The sequence below is a fragment of the Labrenzia sp. THAF82 genome (genome assembly GCF_009363435.1).
Taxonomy (GTDB): Bacteria; Pseudomonadota; Alphaproteobacteria; order Rhizobiales; family Stappiaceae; genus Roseibium; species Roseibium porphyridii.
In genome coordinates this window covers 2,656,414-2,683,326 of record NZ_CP045354.1, presented here as the reverse complement: position 1 = coordinate 2,683,326, position 26,913 = coordinate 2,656,414, and the positions used below count along the sequence as shown (strand labels likewise).

Here is a 26,913-nt window from a genome sequence, read left to right as displayed (position 1 = left end):
ATTGATTGCGTACAATTGTATACGCTACACGAAATTCACTCTGGAACGGCGATCCGCCGGTCCGTCAGATCGCACTTCAAACACTGGGAAATGTGAGAGAAATGGCCGATATCATCTATACCAAGGTCGACGAAGCGCCCGAACTGGCAAGCGCCTCATTCCTGCCCATCATCCGCGCCTTCACCAAAGCCGCTGGATTGACCATCGGCACAAGGGACATTTCGCTGGCCGGTCGTATCCTTGCCAATTTCCCTGAATATCTGACCGACGAGCAGAAACAGTCCGACGCACTTGCCGAACTCGGTGAAATGGTCAAGCAACCGGACGCGAATGTCATCAAACTGCCAAACATTTCAGCGTCTCAACCGCAGTTGAACGCAGCGGTCAAGGAACTGCAGGATCAGGGTTACAAACTGCCTGACTATCCAGCGGATCCCCAGAATGATGAAGAAAAATCGGTCAAGGCACGCTATGACGCCATCAAGGGGTCTGCAGTGAACCCGGTTTTGCGCGAGGGCAATTCCGATCGTCGCGCCCCGAAGGCCGTCAAGGAATATGCCAAGAAAAACCCGCACCGCATGGGCGAGTGGCTGCCTTCTTCAAAGACCCATGTGGCAACGATGGGCCAAGATGACTTCCGGTCCAACGAAAAGTCCGTAACCATTGCTGCCGCTTCCGCTGGCACCGCGAAGATTGAATTCGTTGGCAAGGATGGCGCGACGACAACGCTGAAGGGCGATTGGCCACTTGAAGAAGGCGACGTCATCGACGCCACCTACATGAGTGCAAAAGCGCTTTCAGCTTTTCTCGAAAAGGAAATTCAGGATTCCAAGGACCAGGGTGTCCTTTTCTCTCTGCACATGAAGGCAACGATGATGAAGGTCTCCGACCCGATCATCTTCGGCCATTGTGTCAAAGCCTTCCTGAAAGACGTTTTTGACAAGCATGCTGCAACCTTTGCCGATCTCAGCGTCAATCCTGACCTCGGCATCGGCGATCTGGAAGCAAAAGTTGCGACCCTTCCCGCGGACAAGGCGGCAGAAATCCAGGCCGACATCAAGTCAGCCCTTAGCAACGGTCCGGACATGTACATGGTGAACTCAGACAAGGGCATCACCAACCTGCATGTTTCTTCCGACGTCATCATCGACGCTTCCATGCCGGCCCTGATCCGCGCAGGTGGCAAGGGCTGGGGTCCGGACGGCAATGAGCATGACGCCAAATGCGTGATCCCGGACAGCTCTTATGCCGGCGTTTACTCCGCTGTCATCGACTTCTGCCGGGAAAACGGCGCACTCGATCCGGCCAAGATGGGTACTGTTCCAAATGTCGGTCTGATGGCCCAAAAGGCCGAAGAATACGGCTCCCATCCACAAACATTCAAGGCACCTGCAGACGGAACGATCCGGGTGGTTGATGCCGCAGGCACACCCCTGATCGAACATGGTGTTGAAGAAGGTGATATCTGGCGGGCCTGCCGCACCAAGGACGCACCGATCCGTGATTGGGTCAAGCTTGGCGTCACGCGTTCGCGCCTGTCTGGCATGCCTGGCGTGTTCTGGCTGGACAAGTCCCGTGCACATGACGCGGAACTGATCAAGAAGGTCGAGGCATATCTCCCGGATCACGACACATCCGGTCTGGATCTGAAAGTCATGGCACCGACAGAGGCCGCCAAATACTCGACCGAGCGCATCGCCCGCGGCGAAGACACCATTGCCATCACCGGCAACGTCCTGCGCGACTACCTGACCGATCTCTACCCGATCCTTGAAGTCGGCACTTCGGCAAAAATGCTGTCGATTGTCCCGCTGATGAACGGCGGTGGCCTGTTTGAGACCGGCGCCGGCGGGTCAGCTCCAAAGCACGTTCAACAGTTGCAGGAAGAAAATTATCTGCGTTGGGATTCGCTCGGTGAATTCTGTGCCCTCGGGGCTTCTCTGGAGCACCTTGCCAACGCCAAGGGCAATGACAAGGCCCAGGTTCTTGCAGATGCCCTGGACAAGGCGATTGAAGGCCTGCTCGACAATGACAAGTCCCCGGCCCGTCGTGTCGGCGGCCTCGACAACCGCGGCAGCCATTTCTACATCGCGCTTTATTGGGCAAAAGCACTCAGCGACCAGGATCAGGATGCAGACCTGAAATCACATTTTGCACCGATTGCAGCCGCACTTTCCGACGGGGAAGCGACAATCGTCAGCGAACTCAATGGCGTTCAGGGTAGCCCGGCCGACACTGGCGGCTACTATCATGCGCCCCAGGCGAAAGTCGATGCGGTCATGCGCCCGAGCGCAACGCTGAATGGCATCATTGGTTAACCGCATACTTAAACCTGTGTTTGAAAGGGCGGCCTGGGCCGCCCTTTTTTGTTTCAAACTCAAACACTTCCGGATCAACCAATGAATGATAAGCAGGGTGCGTTTTCGAAAACCGTGACCAACGGTGCTGACGAGGAATTCGTCCTGCATACAGTATCGGACGACCCGAAGCATTTGCACTGGTGGGCCGAGACCTGTTTCATGTTTCATGCTTTGAGCAAGGGTGACAGATCAAATCTGCAAGGTTGCATCAACCTTCTGGCAGAGGACAAAACCCCTGTGTTCATGACGGGTGTGACATCCGTGACAAACGAACTTTATACGCGTCTGTCCTATCTGGGCTACACCGAAGAGGATCCGGATGGTGTCCCTGAGAACCTGAAAGAGATCCTGAAAGCCCATACGCTCACCGACTATGGCATCAAGTTTCTGCCCGATTTCTATGATGCACAATCCGCTCAGATGGACCATCTCGGTGGCGATATCGAACCGATCCGCGATTTCACCGTGACGTTTTCTCCCCTTTGGGACCACCACGAAACGTTTTCTATCGAAACGCTAATGATGCTGCGCCACTTCTTCTCAGATCCCAAACATGCGCTTGAAAGCAATTTCACGGAAGGTTCTGGGCGGCTGTTCGAACTGTATTCGCAATTGGGTGTCATAGAGTTCGTGGAAAAGGGAACGCTGGTGACCCCAACATTCCTGGGCGCAGTCAACGTTCCGTTTCTGTTGGATATTCTGCTTTTCCAGAAGGGTGGAACACGAACTCACTAGGCACGGCAAACGAGTTTCGATCGTATGAGATAAGCGCATTTGGTGCTCTCGGTTGCAGCAAGCGCAGGCTTTGATCACCGGCCAAGGTGTGCCTCTGTCATGCCTGACCTAGGGAAGTCGCGTCGCCAACACGCCGCATTTGACCTGGCGTCTGGTTGAACTGACGTTTGAAGGCGCGGTTGAAGGCGGCTTCTGAGCTGTAGCCGATATTCTCCGCAATATCGATAAGTGGCAGATCCGTTTCCCGAATATCCCGACGCGCCTTTTCCATACGCCAATGCGTGACATAGGCGAGCGGTGTCATCCCGACGAGATCTGTAAAGCGCTCGGCAAACACAGTGCGCGACATGCCGGCCTCGCGAGCGAGCGTTTCAACCGTCCAGGGTTGCTCGGGTGCCAGATGGATCTGGGACATAGAGCGTCCGAGCCTTGGATTGAGGACGGCTGCGAGGCACCCTGCCCTGTCCCCCTGTTGATCGACGAATGTGCGCACCACCTGAATGAAGATGATCTCCGTCAGCCTGTGCACGATGGCATCTGAACCTGGCAGGGTCGCGCGGACTTCACTGGCAACGAAACGCATCACCGTTTCCAGCCAGAATGCGTTCATTGTCTCGGTATTGGGGACATGGATAACCTCAGGCAAAGCCTCCAGGATCGGGTGCACGGATCCGTCCTCAAACTCAAAATGTCCGCAAAACAGCTTGCAGCTTTGTTCTTCTTCGGGCCCGCCGAAATAGAGCGCTCCTTCGCCTGAATACCCGGTTTCCTGAAGAACCTGGTCTACGGTTGTTGCCTCCCTTCCAAGTTCATCGCAAAGGACATGTGCTGCACCATGCGGAATGACGACGAGGTCCCCGGTAGCAAGATAGATGGGACTAGAATGCCCTTCGACCTGGAGCCAGCAGGCGCCACGCATCGCCATATGGAACCGAGCAACGTTGCCAAAGGCTGGCACCTGAACTGCCCAGGGCGGTGAAAAGTTGGTGTGAAAATAGATCGACCCGCGCAGCTTCAGCGCGTGCAGGATCTGGCTAAGTGCATCGTGTCTCATGGCTTTCCGTCATCAGGCTTGTTCAAATCTTGTATTGCAGCTTTCAGGCAAAAGTCGCAAGCCTCCCGGACGCTCGATCAATTTTCGAGGATTTTCGCGCATGGATCAATCGGCCCACCCGGATCATCTTAAGTCTCGAGAGGTATCCGCCTCTATCCAGTCTTTAATCAGGAGCTTGATATGAACATTCGCTTTGTCACCAAATCCATCCATGCCTATTTGGACTATCCGGTCGCACTTGGCCTCATTGCGTTGCCAATGGCACTCAATCTGGGCCAGTCCAATCCCCTTGCCTTCTGGCTTTCAGTCGTCACCGGTGTCGCGGCGTTGATCCTCACCCTGTTGACCGATCACGAGACAGGTCTGATCCGGGTCCTGCCCTATTCGTTCCATTTGATCGTTGATTTTGCGGTAGGTGTCGTCTTCCTGGCGGCGCCGCTCGTCCTTGGCTTCAAGGGCATCGATCTTGCCTATTACATCGTCAACGCCATTGCGGTTCTGACCGTGGTCTCTCTTCACAAACCGGATGTTGCCGAACCTCAGGCTGCGTGAATGCGCTCGACGCAGCGACCTGCTTGCAATCCTGCCCACATCTTTGAGCGAAAGACACCGGTTTACAGCCGGTGTTTTCTATTTAAGCGACCCGCCGGACGATCTGCAAATTTTGAGGGATCTTTGCGCATGGATCAATCAGCAGTCCGAACGCAAAGTGATCCTGGCCATAACGCAAATCGGCCACCAACTCTCAAACCCATAGTCAGGAGAATATAAAATGTCCTTGTCCAAGACACTTGTTGCAGCAGCGCTTCTGAGCGTTGCCAATCTGTCCAGCCCCGCGTTTTCGGCAGACGAGTACAACACATCCAGTGGTCTGACAGCCGCCGGAGCCCCACTGGGAATGCATGGTGTCGATCCTGCCGCATTCGTCAGTCTTGGCAACCGGATCGATGGCGCGGCCCGTCATACAGCCGTTCATGATGACGTTGCCTATTACTTCTCTTCAAAGGAAACCATGGACAAATTCACAGCCGACCCGGCCGCGTATCTTCCGCAAAACGGTGGTTTCTGTACTTTCGGCGTTTCGGTCGGCAAGAAATTCGACGGCGACCCTCAGTTTGCCGCGGTTGTTGACGACAAGCTGTATCTCTTCCTGAATGAGGAGATCTTTCGCGAATTCCAGAAGGATGAAGCAGGTACCATCGCCAAAGCCGCTCAGAACTGGGAAAAGATCCGCTCAACCGCTGCCAACGAGCTATAAGCTTCGTTAAAAAGCCCTCCAATCAAGCAGATCAGGTGCGCCGCAAGCGCGCCTGATCTTCGTTTTACCGGAGCTATCAGACAGCCTTGTCTTCGTTGCTCACTCGCCACACCATTTGGACAATTGTCAGTCCACAAACGTCTTTGGTTGCAATGTTCCGGACCAATGCCTATGTGTCTGCCACCGCAACAAGCGGCACCAATTGTTATTTGAAAACGGGACTCCGGACATGATGACCATGCACCGCACGCCCAAAAGGGCGGCAATCCTTCGCTAAACCGCGATAGCGGTGCGTCGGAGGAAACCAGGGCAAGCAATCCTTGCACCTGACGTTTATCCTGTTTTCAAAAAGGTTCCCAAATGGGCACTTCTACAAAAGAACGCTCCGAGCGAGCTGATCGCACGGCGTTTATTCATCGTTTCTATTCCGACCGTTGCTGGATTGAAGGCACAGCTGAAGACCAGCTCGAGCAAGTGGCTGCAATGCGAGGCGTTCTCAGTATTGCAGCCTTCCCGGATCTTCATCCGGGCAAATACGGCCCTGTCGGCAGCGCAATACTGGCTGACCGGATCTATCCACAGCTGATCGGCAACGACATTGGCTGCGGGATGAGCCTGTTTGCGCTCGATTTGCCGGCTCGCAAGCTTCGTCTGGACAAGGCAGCGCAAAAACTCCGCATGCTGGAAGGCAGCTGGCAAGGCGCAAGCGCGGCACGCCTGAAGGCCTTGGACCTGCCGGAAAACTTGCATGCTCAAGCCCTTGGAACAATCGGCGGCGGAAACCACTTCTGTGAATTGCAGGTCGTTGACGCCAACGCTGATAGTACCGCACTTGAAACGTTCGGGCTCAAGAAGGGAGATCTCACGCTTCTGGTTCATTCAGGGTCACGCTCCCTGGGTACGGCTGTGTTCAGCACCGTGCTCGACCGATTTGCCGGACTGGATCCTGATAGTACTGAAGGCCATGTCTATTGGCAGGACCATTGTCAGGCCATTCGTTGGGCCAGCCTGAACCGAACCCTTATCGCAGAACGAGCTGCCGAGGCTCTGCGCTGCGAGCTGACATTGGTCACCGACGCGCCCCACAACATGATTGAAATTTGGGACGGCGCTTTTCTGCATCGCAAGGGGGCTGCAAAGGCCGATATTCCTTTAGTTCCCCTGGCTGGTTCCAGGGACGCGTTGAGCTATCTGCTTGTCACCAAGAGCGATAAACCGGATGCACTTGCTTCTCTGGCTCACGGAGCCGGGCGGAAATATGATCGCCGGTCCATGATAGGCCGTGCGGGCGCAACACGTTCCGAACGAAACGAGCTTGCTCGGACCTCCTTTGGCGGACTTGTTGTTTGTGAAGACAGACAGCTCCTGATCGAGGAAGCACCGAATGCCTACAAGGATCCGACGCGTGTTCTAGAGGAGCTTGTCAACGCGGGGCTTGCTACGAACGTTGCTTCCCTCAAACCGCTTCTGACTTTCAAGAAAGCGGCTAGACAGGCGCAATCAATTGCCCGCCAGGACAAGAAACGCCGTTTGCTGGATCGAAGGAGCAGACGATGACCACACATCCACAAAGCAGATTGCTGGTCACAAGCGGGGACGGTCCGCGCGAATGCAGAAGAGCTGTGTCTCACATTCTTCGCCAGATCGAAAGGGAAGCGAAAAAGGCCGGCATTCGGTTCCAAGCCGAAATTGCGGGTGAAGCAGACAACGAGGATCCAAGTTCAGCTCTTGTCACCTTGACGGGAGCAGCCTCTGGGACACTCTCCTTGAGTTGGACGGGTACTGTGCAATGGACCTGCAAAAGCCCGTTTCGTCCTCATCATAAACGGCAGAACTGGTTTGTCGGTGTTTTTGCGGTTGGAACCGCAACACGGCCTGTTCCGGACCTTGAGGCCTCAGCGCTGAAAACCGAAACGTTTCGCTCGGGCGGTCCCGGTGGTCAGCACCAGAACACAACTGACAGCGGGGTCCGGATCACCCACTTGCCGACCGGACTAACCGCCACATCGACAGATGAACGCTCACAGCACAGAAACCGGCAAGTTGCTCTGGAGAGGCTGAAGTCAAAGCTGTTTCTGAAACGCGAAGAAGGTATCGCGCGGGAAAAGTCTGCCCAAAACCAACTCCATAAACAATTGGAACGGGGCAATCCTTGCAGAATGTTCAAAGGTGAACGGTTTACCGAACGCCGTTGAAAAACAAAGGAGAACAGTCATGCGGTCCCTGATGCTTTGTTGGTAATCGGTTGGCAGAATGCCAACCAAGCAATCGAGCGCCATGCGGCGCATGGCTCGTTCAAGTCGGTCTTTGTTTGAACGGGCGAACTCTCACTTCGAAACATGGCCTCTTTGTTTGGCTGATTTCGAGCTTCTTTTATTAAAACTTTCGATATTTAGGGTATTTTGAACAATGACTTGAAGGAAGCATAGCGCAAGGTAATCTTCAGCAACTACCAAATACATCGAGAGACATTCCAATGCCTTTTACTAAGTTGGGTACGTTAATCGCTGGAGTTGTATTTTTCCTTGGATGCATTCAAATAGCAGTTGCTGCCGGGGTTGCAATGGGAGCTATTGTTGAACCGCGTCCCGGTCTGTTTCTCGGACAGGCCACCACGGAACAGGCAATCGATAGCGGTATCATGAAAATCCTGGCCGCCGTCGCTTTCGGTGTCATCACCGAGATCAGTCGGTCGGTGGAAAAAAAATAACATCGCAGCGGACAGCGTTGACTGCGAGATATCGTGCACTTGGCCTCTATGACCAAAACCTGCGGTTGGAGGCAACGCGTTGAAGCGCCCGTCCGATCTCGCTTGTCTGCCGACAATCGAAAAGGCTGCTTCCAGCAGACAAAATTGCATGTGTTTGGCGCTTTAGAGACTGACAATCCAAAGGTTTGAGAAGCCGCACGATCAAATAATGCACTTGTTTCCTGAGCAAAGCATGAAGTGACCGTGAAACTGAGAACGCATTTTCAACATACTAAAATTGACACTTTTCCTAATAAATTAAATAAATTCCGAGCGAAATTCGCTAAACAATTAACAATATACCTTTTTACTAAGAATTTACCCAAGGTAAAATACAAATTGATTTGTTAATTGGCACGACTTTAACTTGCTTGCAGAGCTAATGAAGTCTTCGTGCAGCGCGGCATTCGACAAGAGGTCCAAGGGAAATGCTGTTTCTTTTGAAACGCGGTAAAATTCAATTGCAGATTTCCAGAATTGCAGCTTTCGCTGCCATCTTCGTAGGCCTCATGCTCCCAGGGTCCAACCAACCGGCGAACGCTGAGACCAACGATCTGGTAGTCACAGGATTTCAAGCACCGCCTTACCTCTATTCTGGCGAGGATGGTCAGGCTGCAGGGCTTCTGGTCGACCTGCTTCAAAATGCGTCCGAGACTTCCGGTGTCGGTGTTGAATTCGTGGTGACCAATTGGCCCCGCGCCCAGCTTGCCACACAGCAAGGACGGGCGGACCTGATTTTCCCTGTCGTTCACACGCCCGAGCGTGAGGAGTGGCTCGCCTATCCGCAAGAACCCATTGTCCAATTCGAAATGGCAATCTTTGCACGCAAGGATTCTGGCCTCGCATTCACCGGAAAAGCCGCAGAGCTTCACGGTCTGACAATCGGAAAGATCGCAAAGGGTCGAATGCATCCCAATTTCCGCGCTCTTGAGGAAAGCGGAAAGGCGAAGATTGAACAGCGAGACACCGTCGTACAGCTGTTGATGGCCACTCATCACGGCCGCATCGATGCTTTTGTCGCGCCGCGCATAATGACACTTTGGACAGCCGACCGAATTGGCATGAAGACAGTCGCTCCATTCGAAGATCCGATCGGGGTGGCCGACATTTATCTCGCGTTTTCCAAAGAGAGCTCAAAAGAAGCGATGTGGGATCGTTTGCGCCAGAACCTTCCATCTTTGAACAGCAAAATCGACCTGTTCTTGGCCTCGCTACAGCAGTGAAATGCTTCGAACAACAAGACAGTCTTAAATCTGGGTTGTGCCCATTTGAATGGCTGAAAGACTGACTGAGTCTATCGCCTTCAGCATTTATGAACTTATCCGTATTGTAAAAATTACGCATTACCCTGCAAGGATTTAATGTTCGAGCGGGAAATACCTTTCAACGCAAAAAATAACACTGTTAGTTTCCTGGTAATCCTTGTGAATAAATCTGGGCGCAACAACTCTAAATTGCTAATGTCGAGACAATGCCCGATATTGCTGAAGATCGCGGTATCGACAATCCCAGGTGGAAGCCAAATTGCCTGCGTCAAGAAAGTCCGGAAAAAACAAAGGCAAGGCTCAATCCAGCCCCACGCCTGACGAAAAGCCCTCCCCCACATCAGGCACAATACCCTTGCGGTCAGAGTTGAGTGTGGTTGTTTTCGGGATCAATACAGCCGGGTCAACACACGCGCCCCTGCCCGATGCAACATATGACATGCTTTTCGCGAAGCTGGGAACCATCTGTGCGGTCACCGCTTCCGAGTTCGGCGGCAAACTGGTCAATTTGCCAAACGGACAAAAGCTACTGGTGTTCGGTGTGCCGGTTTTGAAGGAACTGGATGCTGAACGCGCAGTGCTCGCGGCACAAAAGATTCTCAGAATTTTCAAAAACGACGACAGCACCTTTCAGGCGCAACTGCGCTGTGGAATTGCCAGTGGTGTCGGTTTTGTCGTCCCCAGCGAAGGACCTAGCCTGTCGCCGCAGGATGTCTCAGGCAAAGTCTTTGATGAGGCCTCGCTTCTGGAAAAAAACGCGTGCGGCAACACCCTGCTTGTGTCCGGCAACACTCGCTCGCTGTTCCGAAGCAATTTCGAATACAGGCAAGTGCAATTGTCAGACGGTGCGGGTATTGCCTTTGAGGTCCTGCAAAGCATTGCACCGCCTTCCACCACCTTGCCAAATGCGCGTGATAAATCGCTTTCTGCCTTTGCAGGCAGAACGAACGAGTTGAAAACACTGCGCCTCAACTGGAGCGCGGTGAAAGATGACAAGCCCCAACTGATCCTGATTGAAGGCGACCCAGGCATAGGCAAGTCCCGCCTGATACACACTTTTCTGCAAAAAGCGGGATCCGACCAGGCGTTGGTTCTGAATTTCAGCGGTTCAGTGCATCACAGGCGAACACCGTTTTTTCCTGTCGCTCAAGGCCTCTACAGTTTTCTGGGCCTTAAGGGGCTGCAGAGCCCGAGCCTGATCGGCAGCGTTGTCCAAACACTTCTTGTGGACCTGAAGCTTGACACACCACGCAACAACGCAAACCTGCGAGCGATCCTGAAAAGCGGCGGGCTCGACAGCCACCCACCGCAAGAAAAAATCTCCGCCGAAGCACCGCTGCAGACCCTGAAAGACTGCTTTCACCAGCTGTCCCAGATTCATCCGGTTGTTTTGGTGTTTGAAGATGCGCACTGGATGGACAGCAGCTCGCTTGAGTTGATCGCATATCTGGCAGAAACACTGACAAAGAGCCGTGTTCTCACTCTTGTCAGCACACGGCCAGGTCCGGGTGCGAGTGAACTCGCAGACCTTGCAGACAGCACTTGCCGAATGCAGCAGCTGACCCGGGAGCAGACCCGCTTCCTGGCCAGTCAATTGCGGCCACGCGACATGACTGACGCTCACTATGAGCATGTTGTACGGAAATCAGACGGGATTCCGCTGTTTCTGGAAGAGCTGATGAACATTGCAATTGATCGTGGAGGCGACTTCTTCGAAGAGCGCAGGGAAACGCTTATTCCCGCTTCCTTGCGAGAAACCCTGGCAGCGCGGATCTCGCACCTGGGCAACGACAAAGACCTGCTTTTGATGGCATCGGCCATTGGCGGAAAGTTCGACCAGAAGCTTTTGACAGATATCGCCGGCCTCCCCGGCAAAGCAGTCAAGAAGCATCTTGCCGCCTTCCAAAAATCCGGCCTGATTTTTCCCAGAGAAGACGAAGAAAAGAACCAATACGAATTCAAGCACGGCCTTGTTCAGGATCTGGCTTACCAGTCAATTGGACCAAAAGTCAGAAAAGAGTTTCATGCCAGGATCGCCTCGGCCCTAACGCGCGACCCGGAGAACCAGCCCGAGGCGGCCGCCGAAGTCATCGCACATCACTTTGAACAAGCAGGAAACGTTGCTGCGTCTTTGGACTATCTTGAGATCGCAGGCCTGCAGGCCGTGCGCCTTGCAGCGCATAAAGACGCTGGAAAACACTTCAGAAAAGCGCTCGAACTTGCACGCGGGATCGAAAGTCATCAGAAACGCGACAGCACCATCAGCCGCTTTCTGCTGCTGCTGGGGCCGCAGATGATCACCAATCACGGGTTTGCATCTGAAGAGGTCCAGGAAGTCTATTCCAAAGCCCGCACACTCAAGAAACCTCAAGACAGGTCATCTGAAAACCTTCAGATGATCTGGGGCCTTTGGGGTGCCCATATGGTCAAGGCCGACATCACATTTGCGCAGGAGCTTAGCGCTGATTTCCTGGAAATCGCATTACAGCTTCAGACAGCGCTCGAGCTTGCCGCAGGTCACTACATGACCGGTGTCGGCGCGTTTTATGTGGGAGATCTTCAAGGTGCCGAGAAGGCCTTTCTGGCAGCCGTATCAGATGCCGAGCGTGCCGACTTTGAAGACATGGTCACCAACTACAGCCTGGACCTTGGCATTTTGGCCAGGTCCTACCTTTGCTGGTGCTATGCCCTCACCGATCAGCCCAGAAAGTTGCAGGCAGTTTCTGAAGAACTTGAACAGATGGCGTCGGACTCTGATCATGCTTTCTGTCAGGCTTTCTCAAGTTGTTTTCTGGCCACCGCCAACAATTTTTGCGGCAAGAGTGCAGATGCCCAGCGGCATGCCCTTAAAGCGATGGAACTGTGCGGGAACCAGGATTTCGCTCAACAGGCGGCTCAGGCGGCAATCAACCTTGGCCGTGCCCGGTTCAATTCCGGCGACACAAGCGCGTTGCCGCTCATGGAAAAGGGGCTGGAAGATTATCTCTCGACAGGTGCAATCCTCGCACGACCCTATGCGGAGGCCTGGATCGCAGAAGCTCTTCTTGAAAAAAATGATGCCAAGGGGGCATTGGTCAAACTCAATGATGTCAGACGGTTTACCGAGACGACCGGAGAAGCCTATTTCGATGCGGAACTGATGCGTCTGTCAGCCGTCGCGACCACACAATTGCATTCCGCAGAACATCCCCAGGTCCGAAAACTACTTGAGGAGTCGGTTGCCAAGGCACAGCAGACTGGCGCCGAGCTGCATTTGAACACGTCAATCGCTCTGTTGCGAGCCCAGCCTGCTCTCAAAAAACCCGATAAAATCTGAGATTGCAGCCCAGTCACGGTTTTTAAACCAATAAGTGCAAGTATGCCATCATGCATTCTATGAGGGAGCGCGCCTTTCCCCACCCATGAAAGGGGCCCGGAAGGCGCCAGGAATTCTGACGGGGCAAGCAAATGCTGAAAGAGATTGGCACACAAAGCGGTCTGCATATTGGTGGCGAACCAATTGCTGATATCGGTCAGCTTCAGAGCGACCTGACCAACCTGGCGCAAAACGAAGACAAACACCTTCTTAAGAGCAACCTGACGAGCGAAATCCTCGCAGCGACACTTGCGTCATCCCAACCTGTCGCCTTCGACGATCTGCAACACTTCTGGGAAAATATCCTGTTTCGCCTGGGTGCAATCTCTGCAATGACGTCTTTGACGGCTGGTGTTTTTGATGGCGACTATTACGATCCGACGCTCGGCCCGGAGCCAAGACTTGGAACGAGTGGGGCGACCAGAGTTTCTCAGTACTGGCAATTCCTGGATCCCGGCAAAAACGAAGCGGCCTGGCAGCAGACGACCGGCTTCAACCCTGCTGAGGTGGTCAAACCGGTTGACGGCCATTCCCTGCCCTTTCGTGGCGAGTGCGCCGGTGCATTCCAGTTGACCGTTTTCTGGGGCCTTCTGGACGGTCTCGGCACCCGAACCTTCACCAAACTTGCCGATCAGTTCGGAACTATGTTGGTGGGCCCGTGGACCGATAACCCGGCGACCGATTTCATGGCTCAGAACGCGTCCCTACAGGATCCGCCGATCCCAGGCGACTATATGTATTTCAAGAACAAGGACGACTATCTGAAATGGGCGCCCAATGGTTTCTGGCAGGGCCTGAACGCCATGTATATGGGCAAGGACAGTCTTGGCACACGGCACTATTCCGGCATGGGTGCCAGTTGGCTGAGCGAGCAGAACCTGCGCAGTTCCCTGGTAAACGCCTACTATCACGATTGCTATCCGCACACGATCGCTTGCCCCAACGAGGAGGTCCGGTTCACGATCCGGCGCCTTTTGCAAATCCCCTCAAGCTTTGAGAAGGCTGTTGCCATACCTGAAAGAAGCAGCACACCGCCAAGTGGATCAGCGCCGACAGTGGCGACACTTCAGGCAAACGGTTACCGCTCGCTGGCGGCAAGCATCTTTGAAAACCCGCGGACAACGCTGGAAGAATGCGCAAGTCTCTTCGGCTTTGCCGTGGGCAACGTGCACCAACACATCGGCTCTGGTCTGGAGAACCCGCCTTCTCGCGTCCGAGTTCCGGGAGCGACGATCATCATCGACTATCATGACCCGGAAGCCCGCCGTCATGACCCCAAGTCAATTGTTGAAGTGACCGTTACACTTGAAAAGAACCGCTGATACGCCCGAGGCCTGACAGCTTCTGGCCAACGTGCACGGCCTGCTCCCCTCCCACCCGGCAGGCCGTGCACATTTTTCATTTCCAGCCTTCAGGGTGTCCGATCACTCTGCCTTTCTAGATAGAAGAAAAACGAAAGCGCTACGAGCACTCCGAAAAATATCATCGGATACAGCAGGGTGAGACTGGCTGCGCTCGAATAACCAGCAGGCGACTTTTCAAGTGCCTGAAAGAATATCTGTCCCTGAAGCGCAATGCCGACAGCCATTCCCAATTGCTGAAACGCCTGAAGCACACCTGATCCCGCACCCGCATCCACGCCCGACACGCGTGAGAGAACCCTTTGAAAAAGCGCCGGTATCAGCACACCCGTGCCCAACCCGACAACAAGAAGCGGGAGCCCCAGCCAAAAGCCAGCTGTGGCGGCCAAGCCGTAGCTGGCGACCAGCCAAAGCAGGGTGACACCCACCAGAACGACACTCGAACCGGTCAGGACGCGCAACTCCTGTGCTCTTGCGCCCAAACGCCCTGTGAGTGTTGAAGCCAGCATAACGCCCATGGGATGCGGTGCCAGTATCAGGCCGGCGAAAAGCGGCGTTAGTCCGAGACCGGTCTGGAGATAGATCGACATCACGAAAAACATTCCGGCGAGCGCGGAGAAACAAATCGAGACATACGCCACGCCCAGGACAAAAAGCCGGTCCCGGCAAATGGAAACCGGCAACAACTCCGGCAGGCCGCTTTCGCAATTTCTCACTTGCAGCCGGTAAAAGAAGACACCGCCGCACAGACCCAGCGCCATCAAGGCAAAACACCAAAGGGGCCATCCGAACTGCCGGCCCTCGACAAGCGGAAAGAGCACCAGCGTAACCGCCAGGAGAAAAAGCGCGGTTCCAGCCCAATCCGGATCAACACGCCTGCCGGCCTGGAGAGTTGGAAGAAATCGGAGAGCACCAAGAATCGAAACTAGGCCTACTGGAAGGTTCATCAGGAATATCGGTCGCCAGCTCAGATCAAACATGTCCAAAGTGACGATGAGACCGCCAACAAGCGGTCCGGCAACGGCGCCGAGTGCGGAAACCGACCCGAATAGCCCAATTGCCTTTCCCTTTTCCGCGTCGTTGAACATGACATGCACGATCGCAAGGACCTGCGGCACCATCGCGGCTGCGCAAAGCCCTTGAACAGCCCGGCTTATGATCAGGAAATGTATGTCTGGAGCCAACCCACAGGCCAGCGAACTGCCAGTAAACCCTGCAACGCCCCAAAGAAAGACCTTGTCACGACCGACAACATCTCCAAACCGGCCAAATGGCAACAGCCCGGCGGCAAAGGTCAGAATGTAGACTACGACGACCCATTCAAGTTGGGTGTCGGTCGCATTGAGCTCTGAACGAATTGCAGGGAGCGCCAGATTGACGATCGTCATGTCGAGAATGTTCATGAACATTGCCAGATACAACGCGTAAACCGCCATCCAGCGGTGATTTCGCCGCATATTGGTGCCTGCAAGCGACATGATTTGAAACTCCGAGAAAGGGATCTAATTCGTTACTTAATAAGTTCCATGAAATCGCTCGTCAATCTCATGTGCTTTTTATTGTCACATGAGCTTTCACGCGTTAGGCTTTCAAAAAAGGGAGTGTCATGCGAACCGACAGCCGCCTGCCCCGCGTCTTGCACGTGCTTTTGCATCTTGAACAAACCGAGGAACCGGTAACATCGGAAGCGATCAGCCGGATGCTCAACACCAATCCGTCGCTCGTCCGGCGCACCATGGCCGGATTGCGTGAAGCAGGTTTCGTGAACTCCACCAAAGGCCATGGCGGTGGTTGGGAGCTGACAAAGAGTTTGGATGAAATCACCTTGGCAGACGTATACGCAGCCCTGGGCTCACCCCAACTCTTTGCTGTTGGCCAATCAAATGATGCCCCTACCTGTCTTTTGGAACGTTCAGCAAACGAGGCGACGTCAAAGGCGCTTCATGCAGCGAAAGTAGCCTTTCAACAGCAACTTGGTAGTGTCGCTGTGGCCGATCTCGTTCGCCCACACGCGGAAAAAATCCGAAAGCACCAAAAGCAAGCCAAATTGATCGATTAATTCTCTGGTACTTGAACAGACCGGATTCCATCTGGTGACGGCAAAGGAACTGAATTCACGGCCTTTTTCGAAATGCTGTCTTGCTGCAGTCGCAACTATTGTATACAAGCGCACACAATAGAATTCCGGTACAACTCATATCATTGAGAATGCCTGCTTCTGACACTCAGATTTCACGGAACAGCGAGGCCGAACACCCATGGCAAAGATCAAAGTCAACAATCCCGTTGTTGAACTCGATGGCGATGAAATGACCCGCATCATTTGGGCCTTCATCAAAGACAAGCTGATCCATCCCTATCTGGACATTGATCTTCTCTATTACGACCTCTCGATTCAGAAACGCGATGAGACCGATGACCAGATCACTGTCGATGCCGCCAATGCCATCAAGGAGCACGGCGTCGGTGTCAAATGTGCCACCATCACACCGGACGAGGCACGGGTGGAGGAATTTGACCTTAAGCGCATGTATCGTTCACCCAACGGCACCATCCGCAACATCCTGGGTGGGGTGATTTTCCGTGAGCCGATCATCATGCAGAACGTACCGCGCCTGGTTCCCGGCTGGACGCAGCCCATCATCGTCGGTCGTCACGCATTTGGAGACCAGTATCGCGCAACAGATTTTCGCTTCCCCGGTAAGGGCAAACTGACCATTACCTTCACGGGCGAAGATGGCGAGGTCATCGAGCACGAGGTCTACGATGCTCCCTCCTCCGGCGTCGCCATGGCCATGTACAATCTTGACGACAGCATCCGGGATTTTGCCCGAGCATCCTTGAACTATGCGCTTCAGCGCAAGGTACCTTGTTACCTCTCCACCAAAAACACCATCCTCAAAGCGTATGACGGCCAATTCAAGGATCTCTTCCAGGAGATCTATGAAGCTGAATTCAAGGACAAATTCGCCGATGCAGGTATCTGGTACGAGCATCGTCTGATCGACGATATGGTTGCCAGTGCACTCAAGTGGTCGGGCGGGTATGTCTGGGCCTGTAAAAACTATGACGGCGACGTGCAATCCGACACTGTTGCTCAAGGGTTCGGTTCGCTCGGCCTGATGACTTCGGTTCTGATGAGCCCGGACGGCAAAACGGTGGAAGCAGAAGCTGCCCACGGCACAGTCACCCGTCACTACCGACAGCACCAGCAGGGCGAAAGCACATCGACGAATTCTATCGCGTCGATCTTTGCCTGGACGCGTGGACTTGCTCATCGGGCCAAATTGGACGGCAATGACAAGCTTGCCCGATTTGCCAAGACACTGGAAGGCGTCTGCATCAAAACGGTGGAGTCGGGCTATATGACCAAGGATCTGGCACTTCTGGTCGGCCCCGATCAGGGCTGGATGACCACCACGGGTTTCCTCGACAAAATAGATGAGAACCTTGCCCGAGCGATGAGCGAGCGCTGACCTGGCAAACGCTTACCCAACGCGAACCGGCCCCCGCCCCGCCATTCAAGGCTGCAGGACGGAGGCCGGAGCCCCACCGGTGACTGGCAGATCAGGGAAAGAGGCTCGGTTTCGGCGGCACGATGACATCGGCAACAAACGATTGAGCATCGTCGGGAATTCTGGTCGCATGAGCTGCAACACCGGCTTGCGTTGCGCCGACTTCAAGGCCGAACACGTCAGCAAAATGTGCGCGCGATCCTTCAACCGACAACGTGGTACCGTCGTCGCCGACCACTCGAAATCCGAGCGCCTCCAAAGCTTTGCGTGCCTCTCCTACTGTTTCCGCCGGCAGTCTATACCGCTCGATTGTCGCCGCGGTCAGCGATTCCGTCGCATCGAGGATCGATGAGCCGTCGCTTTGTTTCAAAACGACTTGCGCACCGAATATCTCGGTCTCATCCGCCATCGGCCATGCCCTTTAAGTTTCTACCGCGAGAACAACAGGACATGCGCCTGTCAGCGCATGTCCATTCTTTATCGAATTGTCGCCAGCTTTAGCGTGAACGCAAGGTATCAATCATGTCACTGATGAATTCCTTTGAGAACTCCGGCATCGCGCCGGAAGATACCATCGCCAGCTGCTGCTCTTTGGTACCGCTGAAGAAGGTTGCCGCAACGTCCCCCATTGTGTTGATGTAGGCCCATTTGGCATCCGCAAGTCCGGACCCTGTAGCAAGGTCCGGGCCGTTGGTCGCCGTATGTCCCATTTGGGTTGTGCCCTTCTTCACGTCCCTTGCGCTTTTCTTCAGCTTGTCTTTGACTTCAGCCGGGGTCAGGGTCGGATCCTTCTCCAGCATAAGCGCGCAGATGCCCGCGATTTGAGGACAGGCAGCCGAAGTTCCCGAGAAAAGGCCCCAACCGTCAGAATTTGAACCTGTCGACGGTGCAATGCCATCCAGTGAGGCACTTGCCTGCACCGGCAGCATCAGGCTCGGTGCCTTCGCCCCGCCAATATTCACGCTCTTGCCCGTCAATCCACAAAGATCCGGCACCTGGCGTCCTGGATACCAGGAAGAATTGAAGCTGGACGCATAGCTGGAAGCTTCCAGATCGTTCTCGTCAGGTAGGTTTACATGAACACCGCCGACAGAAATCACATCGGGGTGGCTTCCTGGAAATCCGTAGTGACCATTTCCGGCCGAGAAACAGACCACAACGCCCTGAGAAACTGCATTGGCAACAGCTGCCTCCAAAGGCTTCAGCCAATTGGGAATGGAAGAGCCCGGCGTGTCTGCGCTGTAGCCCCAACTGTTGGTCAGAATCTGGGGTTTGGGATTGGAGTTGAGCGCAGCGTTGATGGCACCGACTGTGTCGTTGCCCATCTTGATCATGCGCAAGCGACAATCAGGTGCGCAGGCAAACACATTTGCGCTTTCACCCGTGCCGTGCCCATTCGCATCATCCGCCGGGTCGCTCGCACCAGGTGCCAGAAGCGTTGACAGAAGACGATACCCGCGAGAGCTGAAAAACGCATGCCGGTAATGACCGGTGTCCAGCATTCCGACGACGACATTTTTGCCTGTCACGCCAAGACGGTGAACGTGAGAGGCCCGCAGCACGACGCTAACCCCATCAGGCACCATCATGTAAGGATAGGCGTTGGCATGAACGGAGGCGAGCGGCGGAATTGGATGCGGGGCGAAATAGGTTGGCGGCCTTGCAATGACCGCTCCTTCAATCAGCTGCTTGAACTCGTCTGGCGCGTTCATGAGCGCTTCGGACGGATCTTCGCTGGTCGCCATGAACTCGATCGTCGTATCCGGCCTGATCTCCGTCTTCTGCTTGGTCAGTTTCGCGCCGAAAAACTCCTTGAAGAGTTTCGCCGTTCCACCGATCGAAATCGTGGTATTGCTCGACGCCTCCTCAAAGACGTGAAAGCCGGCCCGGCTCAAGGCACGTTTTGAATCTCTGATATCCGAAGGGTCGGAGTTGAACTGCTGCACGTTATCGCTGGTAATAGCTTCCTCTGCGTCAAATAAAGATGTTGGGCCAAGTGAACGCGGCGACACAGTAGCGACAACTTCATATTCGTTATTACTCATAATAAACTCCATAAAACGGTCATTATTTACATTAAAAATACCACCTGAACGCGACGGCACAGGAGGAACAACTAATAACAATAACAGACAAATATACTTGAGATAACGAATAAAAGTATTTCGCTAGAAGCAAAACTTCTAGCTGTGTAGACCTTATTTAAATATTATACGATTGATACACAACGCAAATACACGCATTGGTGAAAAATATTCAGATAAATTTTTAATGAAAATGAAAAATTATTTATGCCCAGAGCGATATTAGTAACAAAAGCACAACCAATTCAATCGAAAAATTTATAAAACCAAAAAATGATCTCCGTAAAGACTGAAACTATTTGATCAAAAAAAGCGCATCTGGAATGGCTCTGCCAAGGAATTTGACTTTAAGAACGCCCTATTTGGCAAATTACTCAACGGGTCAATGACAGTCAGCCAAGCCGCAATCGGAGCGCATGATCAATCATCTTCGCAATGCCAAAGAACAAACTTTTTGATCTGGCTGTTCATGCAATCACACACCGGCAACCGCATCGTTGAACCCGCGCTGCCTAAATTGGAAAGCGTCGCGGAGACAGCCCCGATTGAAACCATTCGACAAAGCTGATCATCGACCAGACGGGCAAGTCGGTTGCCTTTGCAATATCGTCCGCGTAGGGGCACATATTTGTACATTCAAGGACGATGCCCCCAAGGTCGGGATGAGTGTCCTTCAAAGCCAATGCAGCCTGAACGTTGTCATTGCGCGCCGCGTCGACATTCAAGGTGAGTTCATTGTCCAGGATCGCACGCGTGAATTCGCTCAATCCTTCAGTCGTACCGATCGGTGTCTCGGAAGGCACTCCAGCAGCGTCCAGATGGGCTTGTGTAAGTGTCGAACCGGAAATGGTCAGGACACCGGCACGCTTGCCGGTTGGCATAAGTCGATTGACCATGGATACCTGCTGCAAGGAAGAGGTGACAACAGGAACCGGAACGGCTTTGGAAAGCTCATCTTGAACAAGAGACAGAAACCCGCAATTCGTGGTGATGCCGTCCACACCGTCAGCCACAAGCTCCCGCGCCGCATCGATAAAGGCATCGATGAGCCCACCTGCCTGCTGACGGACCACGCGCTCAGGCGAAGCGCCGCGCACCACCTTGTAAAGGACAGGAAACGGCCAGCTTTGCGCGTTGCCCATATCTCCCGGGATACGCGGAAAGCGCGCCTCGAGCATCAAGATGCCCACGGATGCTCCATAAACAGTCTTGCCGCCTATTGCGATCATGCTGCGTCCTCCGAACTCAGGATATGTCCGGTTAGCGCATCCGTGCGGTCCAGATAGATGTTTGAAATCCCCTTACTGACCGCATCGTTGATCTGATCCATTCGCAAGGAAATATGGTCGCGCATAGCTATAGTCGCCCCCGTGACATCGCGGGCAAGCAGCGCACTCATGACATTGCGGTGCCCAGCCTTTGTCGTCTTGAGCCTGCCTTCATCAAGTTGGACCCATCGCAGGTAGCGGATCTTCTCATTCAGCGCCTTTAACTGAGCAACCAACAGAGGATTTCCTGAAAGTTCCGCAATCTTCACATGAAACGCTTCGTCGCGCTCACACGCTTCGGCAACGGTCAGTCCGGCCACCTTGAGGCCTTTGGCGCTCAGCCAGTCTGCCAGCTCCTTGAGGTCGGCATCGCTTGCGCGCTCGCAGGCCCGTTCTACCGCAGCCACTTCCAGTACTTCGCGCAGATCGTACAAGTCATGCACACCTTCAGCATCGAGCCTCCGGCAGAAGAACCCTTCCCCCGGTCGTGCATCGATCAGGCCTTCGGCGACAAGCCGGTTAAAAGCTTCACGCAGTGGGGTCCTCGATACGCCTAGATCCTTGGACAAGGCACTTTCGTTCAACCTGTCGCCGGGGCGCAGGGCAAAGCCCACAACCATCGACTTAATCTGATCATAGGTCTCCGACATGGCATCCTTTGTCTTGGGTTCGGCTTAGTCTTCGGTCAGCGCAGTTCAGCTCGACAAAATCCGAGGCTTGTTTTGGGTGGTGACACATTCGGGGCTTGATTGCAATATTCAAGCCTGTATACAGATATGTATTCAGACTTGGAGCAAACCTGATGAGCAATCAACTGACCGGCGCAGAAGCCATGGTGCGCATGCTTGAAGCCCACGGTGTAACCGAGATTTTCGGTCTGTGCGGCGACACCACACTGCCCTTCTATGATGCGTTGGCCCGGCTCAATCATGGTATCAACCACCTTTTGACCCGCGACGAGCGTCACGCTGCCTACATGGCCGACGGCTATGCACGCGTCACAGGAAAACCTGGTGTCTGTGAAGGCCCATCTGGCGGCGGCGCAACCTATATTCTGCCCGGCGTCGTCGAAGCGAACGAAAGCTCTGTCCCGATCCTTGCGATTACAACCGACGTGGCCACCACAAGCCGCGGCCGTTATCCATTGACCGAACTTGACCAGGTGGCCCTCTTCGGGCCACTCGCCAAATGGAACACGTCGCTGGACGACGCAACACGCTTGCCCGCGCAAGTGCGTGCAGCCTTCCGCGCGATGACCACGGGCACACCAGGGGCAACTCATCTGGCTCTTCCATTCGACACGCAAAAAGCGCCGGTGGACGAAACCGAGATTTGGGCCGATCCACGCCACCGAACGTTTCCAGCCGAGCGCGCCGCTCCTGACCCGGAGGCAATTGAAGAGGCTGCGCGTTTGCTGGCCGGCGCACAAAACGCCATCATCATTTGCGGCGGTGGCCCGGTTCTGTCGGGGGCTGAAGATGCCTTGGCAAATGTTGCCCGAATGCTTCAAGCACCGGTAGCCACGACGGTGTCGGGCCAGGGCAGCATCGCCGAGACCGATCCACTTGCGCTTGGTGTAGTCGGTTCCAATGGGGGCAATCCAGCCACTCGGGCTGCCGTCGACGCAGCCGATGTGATCTTGTTCGTAGGTTGCCGAGCCGGGTCGGTGACAACCGAGCGCTGGCGCTCGCCGGGCCAGGACAAGACCATCCTTCACATTGATAGCGATCCGATGGTGATCGGCGCAAACTATCAAACGGCCGTTGCCATCAATGCCGATGCCCGATTGGCGCTCAACGCGCTGGCTGCAGAACTTGCCGCTTTGCCAGGCGTTGCAACGCAGAACGGTGTGGCACGCGCTGCAGCTGCCTGGAGTGCAAAAACTTCCGAATTCGATTTGCTCGCAGCATCAACGGATCGACCGATCCGCCCCGAAGCCGTCATCGCCGCGCTGATGGACATTCTGGAAGACGATGCAACAATCGTGGCCGATCCCGGCACGCCTTGTCCCTATTTCAGTGCTCACTACCGATGGCGCAAACCTGGCCGTCATTTCATCACCAACAGGGCGCATGGAGCCCTTGGTTATGCACTCGCAGCTTCCATGGGTGCACATGTGGGCCGACCGGGCGTAAAAACCATTGCGGCAATGGGTGACGGCAGTTTCGGTTTCTCCTGCGGCGAGTTCGAAACCATGGTCCGCTACCGGATGCCGATCACGTCCATTGTCTTTTCAAATTCAACCTATGGCTGGATCAAGGCGGGGCAGAACGCAGGTTTCGGTCGCAGGTTCTATAACGTCGATTTCAACCGAACGGACCATGCGGCTGTCGCAAGTGCCTTTGGGGTCAAAAGCTGGCGCGTTGAGGATCCGGCTGACTTGAAGAAAATCCTCACGGAAGCTGTCAACCATGACGGCCCGACACTGGTCGATGTGATTTCCCAGCCCCTTCACGAAGCTGCCGCTCCGGTTTCCGAATGGGTGGCCTAGACACCGTTCCGATGGGTCTTGGCAGCAAAGGCCGCCAGACTGTCCCGCAGTTGCGCCAGAAACGTCTGCGCAACCGGTGTCAGTGGACGATTGCGCGAGGTGATGAGGGCCAGGTCGAGCATGATTGCTGGTTCAAAGGGCCGCGTGACGTAACCAGGCTCCTTGTCGAAATGCACCGTGAAGGGATCGATCAGGGCCACTCCCATCCCCTGCTTGACGAAACTCAGGAGGTTTTCCGACAAGTGGGTATGAATTTGCGGCCGCCAACCGGCGTTGCGGCTTTCAAAAGCTTCCCGCGTGCGCCGATGGGTCATGTGCTCCGGCCCCATGACGATAAACGGCTGACTGTCCAGCAATTCCGGCGTGAGCCGGGGGTACCGCGCAAGCTCGTGGTCCTTCGGCAAAACGGCGAGGGTTTCGAAGTGAAACACCTCCCGCGCAAGCGTGTCGTGATAGACAGGCATTTCACAAACGCCAATCTCGAACAATCCGGCCATGACCCATTCCTGGATCTTGGACGAATACTGAGACTGGAACGAAATGAGCAAATCAGGCCGCGTCTCGGCAAACCGGGCGATTTCACCGGGCATGAATCCAAACGACAAAAGATGTGGTGCCGCCACCTGAAGCTGGCCCGCCTGCTTGTTTTGCAGGTCGTGGATCGCCTGTCCGACATGATCAAGGCCGCGAACCACCGTGTCGACTTCGCGAAACAGAACATCGGCAACCGGCGTTGGTTGGAGACGGCCCTTGGTCCGTTCAAAGAGCTTCAAACGGGTTTGGCGCTCCAATTGGGCAAGCAGATTGGAAATACCCGGTTGGGAGATGCCCAACTGCTCGGCAGCGCCTGTCACCGTCCCGGTTTCAAAGATGGCGTGAAATGCCTGAAGTTGTCGAAATCTCAAAGCCATACGCGCATCCTTTTGCGCTCATGTATCACAAAAAATGATGGAGCATCAAAGTCTTTGTATTTGAAATGATGATTATCAGGCGTCACTGTCGCTATCGAAGGGGAACTTGATGGATCTTGATCAGAAGATCACGGCGATGAAGCTTTGGCATCTGTCGCTTCCAGTCCTGTCGCGCCGCGACCATGGGATCGGAACGGTGGAAGGTGCCTGTGAGATCATTGTCGTATCCCTCACGAGCGAAGGGGGGCACGTTGGCTGGGGCGAAGCATCCCCCTGGTCGGTCTTCACCGGCTCACCCGAAGCAAGCTTTGCAGCACTCGACCGATATATACGTCCGCTGGTCGTGGGAAGAAGAATTGGCGACCGGGCCGCAATTATGGGCGATGCCGCACGCGCCGTCGCGCACGCAACAGAAGCAAAAACGGCTGTTGATACAGCCTTGCTTGACCTGACAGGACAAATTCTCAACACCCCGGCCTGGGCACTATTGGGCGGCAAGTGCCGCGACACGATTCCTTTGTCGGTTTCAATCGCTGACCCGGACTTCGACAACGACCGGCGCCTGTTGGACCGATTGGTGGAAGACGGTGTCGGCATCGTGAAACTGAAGGCCGGCTTTAAGGATCATGCCTTTGACACCATGCGGCTCAACGCCCTTGCCAAGGACTACCCGACACTGAGTGTCAGGGTCGATTTCAATCAAGGCCTGTCGATCGATGAAGCTCCCTCCCGTGTCGCAGATATTGCCGAATTTGAGCCGGACTTCATCGAACAGCCGGTGCGTCACACTCAATTTGCGATGATGGCGCGGCTGCGCGAGATGCTGAAAGTGCCGCTTTTGGCGGACGAATCCGTCTTTGGCCCCGAAGACATGACGCGGGCCATCCAGGAAGGCATTTGTGATGGCGTCTCAATTAAGGCGATGAAGGCCGGAAGTTTGTCCCGGGCACAGGAAGTAGCAAAAATGGCGGCAGCCAATGGGCTGTCAGCCTATGGCGGCGACATGTTCGAGGCTGGACTGGCTCACCTTGCCGGTACACACATGATTGCCGCGACACCGGAAATCACGCTTGGCTGCGAATTCTACCAGGCTCGGTATTTTCTGAAGCAGGACATCCTCGAAACGCCATTCCCGGTTAAGGATGGGCAGGTCATCGTACCGAATGATCCGGGCCTTGGCATAAAACCGGACATCGACCGCCTGAACCACGCTGCCGTGACCAAGGTGGCTGCATGACCAAAACAATCGCCATTGTAGGTGCCGGAATTGTTGGCGTTTCAACCGCGATCTGGATGCAGCGTGAGGGACACAAAGTCATCCTGATCGACAAGGCAGCTCCCGGAGAAGGAGCCAGCCACGGCAATGGGGGTGTACTCGCCTCCTGTTCAATGGTGCCGGTTACAGTCCCGGGCTTGCTGCGCAAAGCACCGCGAATGCTGTTTTCGCCCGATATGCCGCTGTTCCTGAAATGGGCATATCTGCCAAAGCTCCTGCCATGGCTGACCAAATACCTGTCCCATGCCAACGAACGGGATGTGAAACGGATCGCCAAGGCGGTGGGCGAGATCGTCGGCGATAGCCTCGCCGAACATCAGGCTCTCGCAGCCGGAACCGGCGCGGAGCACTTTATCGTGCCCGCGGACTACCTCTTTCTCTACCGGGACCGAGCGCACTATGAAGAAGATGCTTTCGGCTGGTCAATCAGGGCCGACTGTGGCTTTGAGTGGGAAGAGCTGGAGGGTCCCGCCCTTGCTGACTATGACAGTGGCTATTCGCCCGACATAGAGTTTGCTGCCAAGCTCACAAATCATGGCCGCATCACGGATCCCGGCAGATACGTCAAGGCTCTTGCAGCTCACGCGGTCGCCAACGGCGCAGAATTCATTCAGGCGGAGGTGCACCGGATCAACCGGAATGGAGACGGTCCGCCTTCGCTGGAGACAAGCAGTGGGCCGATCGAAGCGGACGACATTCTGATTGCGACCGGAGCCTGGTCGAAACCATTGGCAGATCAACTTGGTCTCAATGTTCCCCTGGAAAGCGAACGCGGATACCATCTGGAACTTTGGGAGCCTAATTTCATGCCGCGCTCACCTGTGATGGTCGCCAGCGGCAAGTTCGTCATCACGCCCATGGAGGGGCGGATCAGATTGGCAGGTGTTGTCGAATTCGGCGGCCTGGAAGCATCACCTTCCAAAGCGCCCATCGAATTGTTGAAACGCAATATCCGTGCGGCAATGCCTGGTCTTACATGGAAAAGGGAGGTGGAATGGATGGGGCATCGCCCTGCCCCTTCGGATTCCATTCCGGCAATCGGCCCCGTACCAGGTGTCAAAGGTGCCTGGCTCGGCTTCGGACATCATCATATCGGTTTGACAGGAGGACCAAAAACCGGCCGTCTTTTGGCGCAAATGATCTCGGCAAAAAAAACAAATCTCGATCTTTCGCCATTTTCCGCTGCACGGTTCCAACAATAAGCACAGCAAGCAGGAACCGGCTGCAAACC

The 26,913-nt window shown here is 54.7% G+C and carries 22 protein-coding genes; 15 read left to right on the top strand and 7 right to left on the bottom strand.

Translation table 11 applies throughout. From position 1 onward, the window contains the following. Positions 1 to 92 precede the first annotated feature (92 nt). Together FIV00_RS12565 and FIV00_RS12560 are read left to right on the top strand one after the other, a co-directional pair. Positions 93 to 2,318: an NADP-dependent isocitrate dehydrogenase gene (locus FIV00_RS12565; RefSeq protein WP_371419584.1), complete on the top strand. Its 2,226-nt coding sequence runs from the start codon at positions 93 to 95 to the stop codon at positions 2,316 to 2,318. Between the two features lie 81 nt (positions 2,319 to 2,399). After that, positions 2,400 to 3,095 (top strand): hypothetical protein, encoded by a 696-nt coding sequence (locus FIV00_RS12560; RefSeq protein ID WP_152501064.1) that lies wholly within the window; start codon positions 2,400 to 2,402, stop codon positions 3,093 to 3,095. Positions 3,096 to 3,192: 97 nt separating this feature from the next. On the opposite strand, the gene FIV00_RS12555 is transcribed toward FIV00_RS12560, so the two are convergent. Then, positions 3,193 to 4,149: an AraC family transcriptional regulator gene (locus tag FIV00_RS12555; protein ID WP_152501063.1), complete on the bottom strand. Its 957-nt coding sequence runs from the start codon at positions 4,147 to 4,149 to the stop codon at positions 3,193 to 3,195. Between the two features lie 180 nt (positions 4,150 to 4,329). Between FIV00_RS12555 and FIV00_RS12550 the strand changes: the two genes are divergently transcribed. From FIV00_RS12550 to FIV00_RS12520, 8 genes are all read left to right on the top strand, one after another. After that, positions 4,330 to 4,701 carry a hypothetical protein gene (locus tag FIV00_RS12550; RefSeq protein ID WP_152501062.1) on the top strand — a complete coding sequence of 124 codons (372 nt, stop codon included), beginning with the start codon at positions 4,330 to 4,332 and terminating at the stop codon, positions 4,699 to 4,701. A gap of 220 nt (positions 4,702 to 4,921) precedes the next feature. Next, positions 4,922 to 5,407 (top strand): YHS domain-containing (seleno)protein, encoded by a 486-nt coding sequence (locus FIV00_RS12545; protein ID WP_152501061.1) that lies wholly within the window; start codon positions 4,922 to 4,924, stop codon positions 5,405 to 5,407. 360 nt (positions 5,408 to 5,767) lie between these two features. After that, entirely contained in the window at positions 5,768 to 6,964 is a 1,197-nt protein-coding gene (locus FIV00_RS12540; RefSeq protein ID WP_152501060.1) for an RNA ligase RtcB family protein, read from the top strand. Then, positions 6,961 to 7,602 (top strand): peptide chain release factor H, encoded by a 642-nt coding sequence (prfH, locus tag FIV00_RS12535; RefSeq protein WP_152501059.1) that lies wholly within the window; start codon positions 6,961 to 6,963, stop codon positions 7,600 to 7,602. The genes FIV00_RS12540 and prfH overlap by 4 nt, the downstream gene beginning before the upstream one ends. Before the next feature lie 368 nt (positions 7,603 to 7,970). After that, the gene (locus tag FIV00_RS29785; protein WP_173005971.1) at positions 7,971 to 8,117 is read left to right on the top strand and encodes a hypothetical protein; all 147 of its coding nucleotides are present in this window, start codon (positions 7,971 to 7,973) and stop codon (positions 8,115 to 8,117) included. A 467-nt stretch (positions 8,118 to 8,584) separates the two neighbouring features. Then, positions 8,585 to 9,379, top strand: coding sequence for an ABC transporter substrate-binding protein (locus FIV00_RS12530; RefSeq protein WP_152501058.1), 795 nt, complete (start codon positions 8,585 to 8,587; stop codon positions 9,377 to 9,379). Between the two features lie 481 nt (positions 9,380 to 9,860). Next, the gene (locus FIV00_RS12525; protein ID WP_152501057.1) at positions 9,861 to 12,737 is read left to right on the top strand and encodes an AAA family ATPase; all 2,877 of its coding nucleotides are present in this window, start codon (positions 9,861 to 9,863) and stop codon (positions 12,735 to 12,737) included. A 131-nt stretch (positions 12,738 to 12,868) separates the two neighbouring features. Beyond that, positions 12,869 to 14,098: a hypothetical protein gene (locus FIV00_RS12520; protein ID WP_152501056.1), complete on the top strand. Its 1,230-nt coding sequence runs from the start codon at positions 12,869 to 12,871 to the stop codon at positions 14,096 to 14,098. 89 nt (positions 14,099 to 14,187) lie between these two features. On the opposite strand, the gene FIV00_RS12515 is transcribed toward FIV00_RS12520, so the two are convergent. Beyond that, positions 14,188 to 15,615, bottom strand: coding sequence for an MFS transporter (locus FIV00_RS12515; protein ID WP_152501055.1), 1,428 nt, complete (start codon positions 15,613 to 15,615; stop codon positions 14,188 to 14,190). 128 nt (positions 15,616 to 15,743) lie between these two features. Here FIV00_RS12515 and FIV00_RS12510 point away from each other — a divergent pair, with 128 nt between their 5' ends. After that, positions 15,744 to 16,196, top strand: coding sequence for an Rrf2 family transcriptional regulator (locus tag FIV00_RS12510; RefSeq protein WP_152501054.1), 453 nt, complete (start codon positions 15,744 to 15,746; stop codon positions 16,194 to 16,196). 199 nt (positions 16,197 to 16,395) lie between these two features. Continuing rightward, a complete protein-coding gene (locus FIV00_RS12505) occupies positions 16,396 to 17,613 on the top strand; it encodes an NADP-dependent isocitrate dehydrogenase (protein ID WP_152501053.1) in 1,218 nt (405 codons plus the stop codon). A 91-nt stretch (positions 17,614 to 17,704) separates the two neighbouring features. On the opposite strand, the gene FIV00_RS12500 is transcribed toward FIV00_RS12505, so the two are convergent. The 4 genes from FIV00_RS12500 to FIV00_RS12485 all read right to left on the bottom strand — a co-directional run bounded on the left by FIV00_RS12500 (position 17,705) and on the right by FIV00_RS12485 (position 21,654). Continuing rightward, the gene (locus FIV00_RS12500) at positions 17,705 to 18,061 is read right to left on the bottom strand and encodes a hypothetical protein (protein ID WP_152501052.1); all 357 of its coding nucleotides are present in this window, start codon (positions 18,059 to 18,061) and stop codon (positions 17,705 to 17,707) included. 88 nt (positions 18,062 to 18,149) lie between these two features. After that, complete coding sequence (locus tag FIV00_RS12495; RefSeq protein ID WP_152501051.1) at positions 18,150 to 19,697, bottom strand: S8 family serine peptidase; 1,548 nt, start codon at positions 19,695 to 19,697, stop codon at positions 18,150 to 18,152. A gap of 551 nt (positions 19,698 to 20,248) precedes the next feature. After that, entirely contained in the window at positions 20,249 to 20,965 is a 717-nt protein-coding gene (locus FIV00_RS12490) for an aspartate/glutamate racemase family protein (RefSeq protein ID WP_152501050.1), read from the bottom strand. Continuing rightward, entirely contained in the window at positions 20,962 to 21,654 is a 693-nt protein-coding gene (locus FIV00_RS12485) for a GntR family transcriptional regulator (protein ID WP_152501049.1), read from the bottom strand. The genes FIV00_RS12490 and FIV00_RS12485 overlap by 4 nt, the downstream gene beginning before the upstream one ends. Positions 21,655 to 21,806: 152 nt before the next feature. Here FIV00_RS12485 and FIV00_RS12480 point away from each other — a divergent pair, with 152 nt between their 5' ends. Continuing rightward, the gene (locus FIV00_RS12480) at positions 21,807 to 23,495 is read left to right on the top strand and encodes a thiamine pyrophosphate-binding protein (protein ID WP_152501048.1); all 1,689 of its coding nucleotides are present in this window, start codon (positions 21,807 to 21,809) and stop codon (positions 23,493 to 23,495) included. Here the strand turns inward: FIV00_RS12480 and FIV00_RS12475 are convergent. Then, a complete protein-coding gene (locus FIV00_RS12475) occupies positions 23,492 to 24,406 on the bottom strand; it encodes a LysR family transcriptional regulator (protein WP_152501047.1) in 915 nt (304 codons plus the stop codon). The genes FIV00_RS12480 and FIV00_RS12475 overlap by 4 nt on opposite strands. 109 nt (positions 24,407 to 24,515) lie before the next feature. Here FIV00_RS12475 and FIV00_RS12470 point away from each other — a divergent pair, with 109 nt between their 5' ends. Then, positions 24,516 to 25,643 (top strand): enolase C-terminal domain-like protein, encoded by a 1,128-nt coding sequence (locus FIV00_RS12470; RefSeq protein ID WP_152501046.1) that lies wholly within the window; start codon positions 24,516 to 24,518, stop codon positions 25,641 to 25,643. Further along, positions 25,640 to 26,884: an FAD-binding oxidoreductase gene (locus FIV00_RS12465; RefSeq protein ID WP_152501045.1), complete on the top strand. Its 1,245-nt coding sequence runs from the start codon at positions 25,640 to 25,642 to the stop codon at positions 26,882 to 26,884. The genes FIV00_RS12470 and FIV00_RS12465 overlap by 4 nt, the downstream gene beginning before the upstream one ends. Positions 26,885 to 26,913: the final 29 nt, after the last annotated feature.